9 protein-coding genes are annotated in these 12,190 nt (G+C 65.7%); 3 read left to right on the forward strand and 6 right to left on the reverse strand.

Features of this window, described 5'->3' with window-relative positions:
• Positions 1 to 8: 8 nt before the first annotated feature.
• A complete protein-coding gene (locus AB4Z51_RS15340) occupies positions 9 to 1,616 on the forward strand; it encodes an L-aspartate oxidase (protein ID WP_441497603.1) in 1,608 nt (535 codons plus the stop codon).
• 11 nt (positions 1,617 to 1,627) lie between these two features.
• On the forward strand, positions 1,628 to 2,506 hold the full coding sequence (nadC, locus tag AB4Z51_RS15345; RefSeq protein ID WP_441497604.1) for a carboxylating nicotinate-nucleotide diphosphorylase: 879 nt from the start codon (positions 1,628 to 1,630) through the stop codon (positions 2,504 to 2,506).
• 108 nt (positions 2,507 to 2,614) lie between these two features.
• On the opposite strand, the gene AB4Z51_RS15350 is transcribed toward nadC, so the two are convergent.
• The 3 genes from AB4Z51_RS15350 to AB4Z51_RS15360 form a co-directional block, all read right to left on the reverse strand.
• Entirely contained in the window at positions 2,615 to 4,069 is a 1,455-nt protein-coding gene (locus AB4Z51_RS15350; RefSeq protein WP_441497605.1) for a cell wall hydrolase, read from the reverse strand.
• Between the two features lie 505 nt (positions 4,070 to 4,574).
• Entirely contained in the window at positions 4,575 to 7,538 is a 2,964-nt protein-coding gene (ppdK, locus tag AB4Z51_RS15355) for a pyruvate, phosphate dikinase (RefSeq protein ID WP_085402557.1), read from the reverse strand.
• 96 nt (positions 7,539 to 7,634) lie between these two features.
• Entirely contained in the window at positions 7,635 to 7,790 is a 156-nt protein-coding gene (locus tag AB4Z51_RS15360) for a DUF3096 domain-containing protein (RefSeq protein WP_014497329.1), read from the reverse strand.
• A 223-nt stretch (positions 7,791 to 8,013) separates the two neighbouring features.
• On the opposite strand from AB4Z51_RS15360, the gene AB4Z51_RS15365 reads away from it, so the two are divergent.
• Positions 8,014 to 8,367, forward strand: coding sequence for a DUF1236 domain-containing protein (locus AB4Z51_RS15365; protein ID WP_038944551.1), 354 nt, complete (start codon positions 8,014 to 8,016; stop codon positions 8,365 to 8,367).
• Positions 8,368 to 8,666: 299 nt separating this feature from the next.
• Here the strand turns inward: AB4Z51_RS15365 and glyS are convergent, their stop codons facing one another.
• The 3 genes from glyS to AB4Z51_RS15380 form a co-directional block, all read right to left on the reverse strand.
• Positions 8,667 to 10,766: a glycine--tRNA ligase subunit beta gene (gene glyS, locus AB4Z51_RS15370; RefSeq protein ID WP_085402556.1), complete on the reverse strand. Its 2,100-nt coding sequence runs from the start codon at positions 10,764 to 10,766 to the stop codon at positions 8,667 to 8,669.
• On the reverse strand, positions 10,766 to 11,713 hold the full coding sequence (locus AB4Z51_RS15375; protein WP_028153882.1) for a glycine--tRNA ligase subunit alpha: 948 nt from the start codon (positions 11,711 to 11,713) through the stop codon (positions 10,766 to 10,768). Before AB4Z51_RS15375 ends, glyS begins: the two co-directional genes overlap by 1 nt.
• Before the next feature lie 238 nt (positions 11,714 to 11,951).
• On the reverse strand, positions 11,952 to 12,143 hold the full coding sequence (locus AB4Z51_RS15380) for a hypothetical protein (RefSeq protein WP_071916131.1): 192 nt from the start codon (positions 12,141 to 12,143) through the stop codon (positions 11,952 to 11,954).
• Between the last annotated feature and the right edge of the window lie 47 nt (positions 12,144 to 12,190).

Below are 12,190 nucleotides of genomic sequence, written 5' to 3' on the forward strand. Positions count from 1 at the left end.
CGCAGAACATGCAAGACAACATCCACAATCTCACCCGCAGCACCGATGACGTCGTCATCGTCGGCGGTGGCCTCGCCGGACTCTTTTGTGCACTGAAGCTCGCGCCGCGGCCGGTAACGCTGATCTCGGCCGCCCCGCTCGGACAAGGGGCGTCGTCCGCATGGGCGCAGGGCGGCATCGCTGCGGCCGTGGCCGAAGGCGATAGCCCGGAGGCGCACGCCGCTGACACCATCGCCGTCGGCGGCGGTCTTGTCGATGAAGCGGTCGCACTCGGCATCGCGCGCGAGGCGGCGCCAYGCATTCATGACCTACTCGCCTATGGCGTGCCGTTCGACCGCGACCTCGAAGGCAAGCTCGCTGTCGGCCGMGAGGCCGCGCATTCGGCGCGGCGCATCGTGCATGTGCGCGGCGACGGGGCCGGAGCCGCGATCATCGCGGCACTGAGCGAGGCCGTACGCCGCACGCCGTCGATCCGACTGATCGAAGGGCTCGTCGCCGAAGCGCTGTTGACCGAGGACGGCGCCGTCACCGGCCTTAAATTGCGCGAGGCCGGCAATCCCGCTGCACGTCCGCTCCTGCTGGCCTCTCGCGCGGTGGTGCTGGCGACCGGCGGCCTCGGCCATCTCTATGCCGTCACCACCAACCCGCCTGAGGCCAGCGGCTCCGGCCTTGCGATCGCCGCGCGCGCCGGCGCAGTCATCGCCGACCCTGAATTCGTGCAGTTCCACCCGACCGCCATCATGGTCGGCCGCGATCCGGCGCCGCTCGCAACCGAAGCGCTGCGCGGCGAAGGGGCAACGCTGATCAACGGCGATGGCGAGCGTTTCATGACGGCGCTCCATCCGCTCGCAGAGCTCGCTCCGCGCGACATCGTGGCCCGCGGCGTATTCGCCGAAATCGCGGCCGGGCGCGGTGCCTTTCTCGATGCCCGGCAGGCGCTCGGTGCGCGCTTCGCCGACAAATTCCCGACCGTGCATGCAAGCTGCATCGCGGCCGGCATCGATCCCGCCACGCAGGCCATCCCGATCGCGCCGGCGGCGCATTACCACATGGGCGGCATCGCAGTGGACGAGCGCGGCCGCAGCTCGATCGACGGGCTCTGGGCCGGCGGCGAAGTGTCGTCCACCGGCGCGCACGGCGCCAACCGGCTCGCCTCGAATTCGCTGCTGGAGGCCGTGGTCTACGCCGCCCGCATCGCCGACGACATCGCCGGCCGCGCGATCCCCTCGCCTGCCCGCCTTCCCGATGCGTTGGTGACATCGCGTGGCGGCACGCCGGACGCTGCCACCGTGAAGCGGTTGCGAACGATGATGAGCGCGCATGTCGGCGTGATCCGCAACAGTGACGGGCTTGCGGAGGCCGTGCGCAGCTTCGCCGCAGTCGAACGCGGGCCCGCAAGCATCGCACTCCGCAACATGGCGGCGTCAGCCCTGCTCGTCGCAGCTTCCGCCTGGAGCCGGCGCGAGAGCCGCGGCGCGCATTTCCGCTCCGACCATCCGGCCGATGTCCCGGCGCTGGCACAGAGAACGACGACGACGCTCACGGAGGCACGTGAGATCGCGGAGAGCCTGAGCGAGCGTCCGCTGCCACGCACCGCCCGACCGATGACCGCCTGATGGAGTCCCCCATGATCACCCCGACGTCACTGCTCTATCCCGACGCCTTCCTGTCGCCGCTTGCGATCGACGAGGCCGTGCATCGCGCACTCGACGAGGATCTCGGCCGCGCCGGCGACATCACCTCGCTTGCAACGATCCCGGAGACGACCAAGGCGCAGGCGATCCTGGTCGCCCGCCAGTCTGGCGTGATCGCCGGCTTGCCGCTGGCGCTGGCGACGCTGCAAAAGCTCTCACCCGACATCGAGGTGCGCGCACATGTCCGCGACGCCGCACGGATTGCCCGCGGCCAGCACGTGCTGACGATCACGGGCCCGGCGCGCRCCATCCTCACGGCGGAGCGGACCGCGCTGAATTTCGTCGGCCGCCTCTCGGGCGTCGCGACGCTCACGGCGGACTATGTCGCGCGCACCGAAGGCACCAAAATGCGCATCTGCTGCACGCGAAAAACCACGCCGGGATTGCGGGCGCTGGAGAAATACGCCGTGCGCTGCGGCGGCGGCTTCAACCACCGCTTCGGGCTCGACGATGCGATCCTGATCAAGGACAACCACATCGCGGTCGCCGGCGGCATCCGCCCGGTTCTGGAGCGCGCTCGTGCCCATGCCGGTCATCTCGTCAAGATCGAGATCGAGGTCGATACGCTCGCGCAACTCCGCGAGGTGCTCGGCACCGGGCTCGCCGATGCCGTGCTGCTCGACAACATGGACCTCGCGACGCTGCGCGAGGCCGTCAGGCTCAACGAGGGATGCCTCCAGCTGGAGGCATCCGGCGGCGTCACGCTGGACTCGATCGCGGCCATCGCGGCGACCGGCGTCGACTACGCCTCATCCGGCGCGCTGACGCATTCAGCGCCGAACTTCGACTGCGCGCTGGATATCGAGGCGTGAGCCACACCGTCATGGCCGGGCTTGTCCCGGCCGTCCACGCCTCGCCTCGCAACACAAAGAACGTGGATGCCCGGGACAAGCCCGGGCATGACGAACTTCCGTGAATGATTACCTTCGCTCGCTCACACCCATCTCGGCGGAGCTCTTGGCTTCCTGGGCGAGCTCGGCGGAGAGCGCGGCGGTCTGGGCCGGGGTGCCCCAGCTCGGTTCTTCGCTGCCGTCGCCCCAGGCGCGCGGGCGATAGAAGGTGTGGACGCCGGTCTTGTACATCTTCTTCATCTCGGCGACCCAGGACGGACGCACCCAGTAGGCGTGGTAGTGCGTGGACTTGCCCACTTCGGGCAGCCAGATCTGGCCGTCGAGCATCGCCTTCGAAATCTTTTTCGCGCGCTCCCACATCTCGGGCTCGCGGATCACATCGGCATTGTTGTCGCAGGCGAATGTGAACTGACACGCCAAATGGCGGTGCTTGTTCTGATAGACCGCGCCGCACACGGTGTCCGGATATTTGCCGGAGAAGACGCGGTTCATCACGACTTGCGCAACCGCCATCTGGCCACGCACGGCCTCGCCGCGCGATTCGAAATAGACGGCTTCGGCGAGACACTTCTCGGCCTTTGCGCGCGACTTGTCGTCGAGCGCGAGCCGCTCCGCCGGCGATCTGGCGCGCTGGTTGTCGGCGTTGACCTCGCCCTTCGGCGCGACGCTCTCGCCGCTTTCGATGTCCCTGGCGATCTCGGCCGACGGCGGCGACAGCGCGGCCGTCACCTTCATATCAGGATCGGGCATCACGATCAGCGGCTCGGCGCCGGGCTGCCAGCTCTCGATGCTCTCGAGATTGCCGCCGAGCGAGGAGCTCCCGAAAAACAGGTTCGAGGTCTTGACGCGGAAGGGATCGCGCGGCGCTGCGTCCGGAAGGGTCGCCCGCTTCAGCGCCTCGAGCGGCTGGACCGCGAACGCGCGCGCTGCGTCGCTGGCTTGTGGCGGATTGGCATATTGCGGCAGCGGCGGCGCACGCAGCGCTTCCTGAAGCTCGGGATCGAGCGCCGCCGCGGACTCCGGCGACATGATTTGCGGCAACGCGGCGGTCTTGGCGCCGAACACCGAGCTGTTCGATGTCGCGGGATCTTGCTGTGCCGGCGCGGYCGATGGTGCGGTCGTCTCGGGAGCCTGCGTGGGTGTGACGCTTGCGAGGCGATCCCCCTTCATGGAGCGATCGACCTTGGGAAAATCGGCGGCCTGGTAGCGCGGCGGCGTCTGAAGCGCAGGATTGCGGCCGATCGCGCCGGTGACGTCGCGACCATCGAGGCTCGCGAGGCGAACCATCGCGCTCTGCGGAAGCGACGTGCCGATCGGACGGGAAAAGCTGTAGGTGGCGAGCTGGATCGAGGACGCGGCGGAAAACACCTGCTTCTGCCAGCGCTCGGCGACGCCGGGCTGACGCGCCAGCAACGACGCGATATCCTGATAGCCGGTCTCTCTCGGCATCAATGCGAAGATGCAGAGACCGATTCCGAAGGACGCGAACCGCGCGCCCTTCGGATGGTTACGCAACACTGACATCGACACGCTCACGCTACGCTTACGCCAGAAAAATCGAACCGCAGTACGTCCGTACAATTCGATCTTTATCGTCAATATCCAATTTAGGTTGCCGGGGCGTTAATCGGCGTTGCGCGTGCGGCACACTCAAGCGATTGCAGGTGTTTTCACGGGCAATGATGCACGTTGGTAAACGCCGCCTCTCGTAAAGCGGTAAACATTCGGTCAACGCGAATGGTGAAGGAACTCTTGCGCGCGCGTATCATTACGGGACGCGTGACGAGTTCCGTTGTTTTTGCGCAGTGTGTCCGCTTCATCGGTGTCATGCCCCGGCTTGACCGGGGCATCCAGTACGCCGCGGCCTGTCCGCTCAACCACAACGGCCTCGGCGTACTGGATCGCCCGGTCAAGCCGGGCGATGACAGTGAGTGTGGGCGCTCGCAAATGAAGTGTGGGTGGAGTGTCGCCTCAAATGAAAGAGGCGGGGCCTAGCCCCGCCTCTTCGCATTCAACATTTCAAATCGGCTTACGCCTGGCTCGCGATCGCCTTGCCGAGCGCCGCCTGCGCCGCGGCGAGACGGGCGATCGGCACGCGGTAGGGTGAGCAGGAGACGTAGTCGAGGCCGATATCGTGGCAGAAGGCGACGGAGGCGGGATCGCCGCCGTGCTCGCCGCAGATGCCGACCTTGAGCTTCGGGCGCGTCTTGCGGCCGCGCGCGACGCCGATCTTGACGAGCTCGCCGACGCCTTCCTGGTCGAGCGCGACGAAGGGATCGACCGGGAGGATGCCCTTGGACACGTAGGTCCCGAGGAAGCTCGCGGCATCGTCGCGGCTGATGCCGTAGGTGGTCTGCGTGAGGTCGTTGGTGCCGAACGAGAAGAACTCCGCGCTCTCGGCGATCTCGGCCGCGAGCAGGCAGGCGCGCGGCAGCTCGATCATGGTGCCGACCTGGTAGGCGATCTTGGTGTTGGTGTCGCGCATCACGGCTTTCGCGGTGGCATCGATGCGCGCCTTGACGAGGTCGAGCTCGGCCTTGGTGGCGATCAGCGGCACCATCACCTCGAGGCCGACGGCCTTGCCGGTGCGCTTCTCGGCCTCGACTGCGGCTTCGAAGATCGCACGCGCCTGCATCTCGGCGATTTCAGGATAGGCGATTGCGATGCGGCAGCCGCGGAAGCCGAGCATCGGATTGAACTCCGAGAGCTCGCGCGCACGGTCGGCCAGGCGCCGCGGGTCGGTGTTCATGGCGCGCGCCACTTCCTCGACCTCGGCATGGGTGTGCGGCAGGAATTCATGGAGGGGAGGATCCAGAAGTCGGATCGTGACGGGCAGGCCCTTCATGATCTCGAACAGCTCGACGAAGTCGGCGCGCTGCATCGGCAGCAGCTTGGCCAGCGCGGCGCGGCGCGACTGCTCGTCCTCGGAGAGGATCATCTCGCGCACCGTGCGGATGCGCGTCTCCTCGAAGAACATGTGCTCGGTGCGGCACAGGCCGATGCCTTCCGCGCCGAACTTGATCGCGGTGCGCGCATCCTCCGGCGTGTCGCCGTTGACGCGCACGCCGATCTTGCGGACCTGGTCGGCCCATTTCATCAGCGTGCCGAACTCGCCGGACAGCTCCGGCTCGATCATCGGCATGCGGCCGGCGAGCACCTGGCCGAGCGAGCCGTCGATGGTGATGACGTCGCCGGTCTTGAAGGTGCGGGAGCCGATGCTCATGGTGCCGCGGCCGTAATCGACGCGGATGGTGCCGCAGCCGGAGACGCAGGGCTTGCCCATGCCGCGCGCGACCACCGCCGCGTGCGAGGTCATGCCGCCGCGGGTGGTCAGGATGCCTTCGGCGGCGTGCATGCCGTGGATGTCTTCCGGGCTGGTCTCGATGCGGACCAGGATCACCTTGCGCCCGTCGGCCTGGAGCTTGGCCGCCTCGTCCGAGGAGAACACGATCTCGCCGGAGGCAGCACCGGGCGAGGCCGGCAGGCCGGTCGCGATCACGTCGCGCTTGGCGTCGGGATCGATGGTCGGATGCAGCAGCTGGTCGAGCGAGGCGGGATCGATCCGCGTCACCGCTTCCTTCTTCGAGATCAGCCCTTCATTGGCGAGCTCGACCGCGATGCGCAGCGCCGCCTTGGCGGTGCGCTTGCCGCCGCGGGTCTGGAGCATCCACAGCTTGCCCTGCTCGACCGTGAACTCCATGTCCTGCATGTCGCGGTAGTGCTTCTCGAGCAGCGTGTAGATCCGCGTCAGCTCCTTGAAGGCTTCCGGCATCGCCGCTTCCATCGACGCCTTGTCGGAACCGGATTCCTTGCGCGCTTCCTCGGTGATGTCCTGCGGCGTGCGGATGCCCGCCACCACGTCCTCGCCTTGCGCGTTGATCAGGAATTCGCCGTAGAGCTTGCTCTCGCCGGTCGAGGGGTTGCGGGTGAAGGCAACGCCGGTCGCCGACGTCTCGCCCATATTGCCGAACACCATGGCCTGCACGTTGACCGCGGTGCCCCAGGATTCCGGAATGTCGTGCAGCCTGCGATAGGTCACCGCACGCGCGTTCATCCAGGATGAGAACACCGCGCCGATCGCGCCCCAGAGCTGGTCGTGCGGGTCCTGCGGGAAATCCTTGCCGGTCTCGCGCGCGACCGCGTCCTTGTACTTGCCGACCAGCCCGACCCAGTCCTCGGCGCTGAGGTCCGTATCGAGCGAATAGCCCTGGCTGTCTTTGAAGGTGTCGAGGATTTCCTCGAAGTGATGATGCTCGAAGCCGAGCACCACGTCCGAATACATCGTGATGAAGCGGCGATAGCTGTCATAGGCGAAGCGACGGTCGCCCGACAGTTCCGACAGCGCTTCCACGGTCTCGTCGTTGAGGCCGAGATTGAGCACGGTGTCCATCATGCCCGGCATCGAGGCACGCGCGCCGGAGCGCACGGAGACGAGCAGCGGGTTCTTGACGTCGCCGAACACCTTGCCGGTCAACTTGCCGACATGGTCGAGCGCCTTCTCAACCTGCGACTGCAATTCCTTCGGATAGGACTTGTCGTGTGCGTAGAAGTAGGTGCAGACCGAGGTCGGGAGGGTGAAGCCGGGAGGCACGGGAAGGCCGAGATTGGCCATCTCGGCGAGGTTGGCGCCCTTGCCGCCAAGCAGGTCGCGCATCTCCGTCCGGCCCTCGGCTTTGCCGTCGCCGAACGTGAACACCCATTTGCCGGCCTTGGCCGCGGCTGGCGCCGCCTTGGCGGGCGCGGCCTTTTTGGGGGCGGGCTTCACGGCAACCTTCGGCGCAGCCGACTTGGTCGCAGCCTTCGCCGCGGGCTTCGGAGCGGGCTTTGCAGCCGACTTTACAGCCGCCTTGGCGACCGGCTTCGGGGCGCTCTTCAAGGTGCTCTTGGCGAGCGCCTTGCGAGCCGCCGGCGCGGCTTTCGCCGCGGCGGAGGACTTTGATTTCGCTGGCGTTTTCGCTGGAGTTTTATTGGGCTTCGAGGCGGCTTTGGCCATAGCTTGCACACAACCTGCGAGAGGAAAGGGAAATCGCGCGCCTTACACCACTTTGGGCAGGCCCGCGCAAGTCGAAGAGTTCCGGAAAATGAAGGCCTAGAGATGGAGCCACTTCAACAATCCGAGCCCGATCGCACCATTTATGATGAGAAAGATCGCGACGATCAGGTTGAGAAGGCGCGGCATGATCAGGATGAGCACGCCCGCAAGCAGCGACAGAAGCGGCGAGATGTGGGCGACGGTGATGTGCATGAATTGTCTTTCCGTGACGTGAGGCGAATCGCGGCTGGATCATACCGGACCGGGTTCCGCGGGTAGAGACGCACAAGGCGCGAACAGGTTCCCGGCTTCGCGAAAACTGCCCGAAATTGCCGCTGATGCGGCAGGGCTTTTCCCGGAACATTGCGAAGGGGACATGCATTGGCAACCGGTCGCGCCAGTAGCGCCGGCTGAAATCAGTTCGAAGGAGTTGCCCATGCGGAACAGGATTCTCGCCCTCGCTGCGCTTGGCGCCGCGCTCGGCTCGCCGATCGCAGCGTCTGCGCAATCCGGTCTCACCGTTGGCCGCGCGCCTGTTGTCGTCGACAGCGGCCCGACGATTGCGGTCGAACAGAGGCCGGCATTCCGCGAATATGTCGTCGAGCAACGTGTGCCGGCCTTCCGTGTCCCGGATCGCGTGGTGGTCGGCGCCACCTTACCTGAAAGCGGCGTCACTTATTATGACGTGCCGCAACGTTTCGGCGCCACCACCTACCGCTACACCGTCGTAAACGGCGCAACCGTGCTGGTCGAGCCGCGCTCGCGGCGCGTCGTCGAGGTGATGGATTAGATTCTCGTCTGAACGCGTTTTCTTCACGCGAACCGGTATCCACTTCGCTTGAAAACGCTTCCGATCAACTCGATGTCCGGCGTGTCACTTCAATCAGGCTGGCGCGCATCGCGAAGTACGGACATCAGGCCCCGCCCGGTTCTCCCCCCGCCGGGCGGGGCTTTTTTGTGTGGTCGTCATTCCGGGGCGCGCCACTTCGCGCGAGCCCGGAATCCATTTCTCTACGTCACGCGCGGCTCAATGGATTCCGGGCTCGTGCTTCGCACGCCCCGGAATGACACCGTTGTTGTGGCCCCGCCTCAATCCTGGATCTTCGAGAAATCCGCGACCGCACGCGTGGCGCTGCGGATCTCGTTGAGCAGCTTCAGCCTGTTTTCACGCACCTTCGGATCGTCGTCGTTGACGCGAACCTTCTCGAAGAACGCATCGACCGGCGGACGCAGCTTTGCCATCGCGCTCATCGCGGCGGCAAAGTCTTCCCTGGCGACGGCAGCGCTTGCTTCCGCCTGCACCTCGCCGATCGCCTTCGCCAGCGCCTTCTCCTCATCGAGGCCATAGAGCGCAGCATCCGGCGCACCGTCGAACGCGCGCTTGTCCTTCTTCTCCTCGATGCCGAGGATGTTGCTGGCGCGCTTGATACCAGCGAGCAAGTTCTTGCCGTCATCGCTCTCGAGGAACTTGCCGAGCGCCTCGACGCGGCGGACGATCATCAGGAGATCGTCCTGGCCGCCGAGGGCGAACACGGCGTCGACGAGATCGTGCCGTGCGCCCTGCTCGCGCAGCTGGACCTTCAGGCGATCGGCGAAGAAGGCGAGGAGATCGCTTGGAAGCTTCTCCGTATCGGCCGACTTCACCGACAGGCCCGCGAGTGCAGATGCTGCCACCTTCATGAGCGACAGACGCAGGTTGTTCTCAGCGATCAGCCTGATCACGCCCAGCGCCGCGCGCCGCAGCGCATACGGGTCCTTGCTGCCGGTCGGCTTCTCGTCGATCGCCCAGAAGCCGACGAGCGTGTCGATCTTGTCTGCAAGTGCGACCGCAACGCTGACCGGATCGGTGGGTACGCGATCCGCGGGGCCCTGCGGCTTGTAGTGCTCCTCGCACGCGGCGGCGACAGAGGCATCCTCGCCCTGGGCCAGCGCGTAGTACTTGCCCATCAAGCCCTGCACTTCCGGGAATTCACCGACGACTTCGGTCAGCAAATCGGCCTTGGCGAGATGCGCGGCACGCGTGGCCTTCGCGACATCGGCACCGACCAAAGGCGCGATCTCGGCGGCGAGACGTTCGATGCGTTTGATGCGCGCAGCCTGAGTCCCGAGCTTCTCGTGGAACACGATCTGCTCGAACTTCGGCAGCCGATCCTCGAGCTTCGTCTTCAGGTCCGTCTCATAGAAGAACTTCGCATCCGACAGGCGCGGACGGATCACGCGCTCGTTGCCTGATACGATAGTCTTGCCGCCGTCGGCCGCCTCGATATTGGCGGTGAGGACGAACTTGTTGGTCAGCTTGCCCGTCTTGGAATCCCTGACGACGAAGCACTTCTGGTTGTTGCGGATGGTGGCGCGGATCACCTCTTCCGGGATCGCGAGATATTCCGGCTCGAAYGATCCCATCATGACGACGGGCCATTCGACGAGGCCCGAAACCTCGTCGAGCAGCACCTGATCCTCGACCAGCTCAAACCCTTGCGCGAACGTCAGCTCCTTGGCGTCAGCGAAGATGATGTCCTTGCGCGCCTGCGGATCGAGGATGACTTTGGCGGCCTTCAGCTTCGCTTCGTAGTCCTCGAAGCGGCGTACGTTGATCGCCGCCGGCGCCATGAAGCGATGACCGTAGGTGGTCTGGCCTGTCTCGATGCCGTCGATCGAGAATTTGACGACATCGGGATCTTCCGTTTCGGGCCCGAACGTCGCGGTGATCGCGTGCAGCGGACGCACCCAGCTCAGCGATCCCGGTTTTCCGGAGCGCGCGCCCCAGCGCATCGATTTCGGCCAGGGGAAGGTGCGGATGATGACCGGCAGAATCTCGGCGAGCACGTCGATCGCGTCGCGGCCGGGCTTTTCGATCAGCGCGATGTAGAAGTCGCCCTTCGGGTCGCGCTGGATCTTGGCTTCGTCGAGCGAGTTTAGACCCGTCGCCTTCAGAAAACCCTGCACGGCCGCATCGGGCGCGCCCATTTTCGGACCGCGGCGTTCGGTCTTCAGGTCAGGCTGACGCGCGGGGATGCCATGCACGGTCAGTGCAAGGCGGCGCGGCGTCGCGAACGCTTTCGCACCCTCGTAGACGAGGCCCTCGGCGACCAGCTTGTCGGTGACCATGCGGCGCAGATCGTCGGCCGCCTTGGCCTGCATGCGCGCGGGGATTTCTTCCGAGAACAGTTCAAGCAAAAGATCGGGCATCAGGCCGCTCCGCCCGCTTCAGTATGGATCCAGGCCTCGCCGCAGGCCTTTGCCAGCTCGCGCACGCGAAGAATGTAGCTCTGCCGCTCGGTCACGGAGATCACGCCGCGCGCGTCGAGCAGGTTGAAGACATGGCTCGCCTTGATGCACTGGTCATAGGCCGGCAGCGCCATCAGGTGCGCCTCGCGCTTGCCGGACTCTGAGTTTTTTTGCCAGCCGGCGTCGAGGTACTTCCGGCAGGCGGCTTCCGCCATCTTGAACTGCTCGAACAGCATCGCGGTGTCGGCGACTTCGAAATTGTGCTTCGAATATTCACGCTCGGCCTGCAGGAACACGTCGCCATAGGTCACCTTGGCGTCGCCCTCGCGGCCGTTGAAGTTGAGGTCGTAGACGCGATCAACGCCCTGTACATACATCGCGAGGCGCTCGAGCCCATAGGTGAGCTCGCCGGCAACAGGCGCGCACTCAAATCCCGCGACCTGCTGGAAATAGGTGAACTGGCTGACTTCCATGCCGTCGCACCAGCATTCCCACCCTAAGCCCCAGGCACCCAGCGTCGGGCTCTCCCAATCGTCCTCGACGAAGCGGATGTCGTGCACGGCGGAATCGATGCCGATCGCGGCGAGCGACTTCAGGTACAGCTCCTGAAGATTCGGCGGCGACGGCTTCATGATCACCTGGAACTGGTAGTAGTGCTGCATCCGGTTCGGATTCTCGCCGTAGCGGCCGTCCTTGGGCCGGCGCGAGGGCTGCACATAGGCGGCGTTCCAGGGCTTCGGCCCGAGCGCGCGCAGCGTGGTCGCCGGATGGAAGGTGCCCGCGCCCATTTCCATGTCGTAGGGCTGCAGGATCACGCAGCCCTGCTCGGCCCAGAACCGCTGGAGCGCGAGGATAAAGCCCTGGAACGAGCGTTCCGGGCGCATATGGGCGGGCAATGAGGCGTCCATCGTCAGATCAGGCTCTCGCGGGGGGGTTGAATCGCGCGGGACCGTATCGACGGCGGGGATGGGAATCAAGGCAAAGGGGGCCTGGAAAGCGGCCCTGTGCTCCGTCATGGCCGGGCATAGCCGTCCGAAGGACGGCGTCACTTCCGCTCGCCTATGTCCCGGCCATCCACGACCTTGGTCGCGGTACGAAGAACGTGGATGCCCGGGACAAGCCCGGGCATGACGCGAGTGGCGCTACCTAGCCGGGCCGATACGCTCCGGTCACGGGGTCACGTTTCAGCTTCTGAATATCCCCGGCATGGGCGGCTTCAGCGACGCGCGACAGGCGCATCTCCTCCAGCTCATGGTTGATCCGGACAGCGGTCTTGTAGGCCCAGCGGACCACGGCAAGCCCGCCCAGGACGCCCGCGAAAGCGACAAACGGCGGCATCGGTCGATCCTTGTCTAGTGCTCAGCCCCCACAGACATTCTTGCGCA

Source organism: Bradyrhizobium sp. 2TAF36 (assembly GCF_052114925.1).
Lineage (GTDB): Bacteria > Pseudomonadota > Alphaproteobacteria > Rhizobiales > Xanthobacteraceae > Bradyrhizobium > Bradyrhizobium barranii.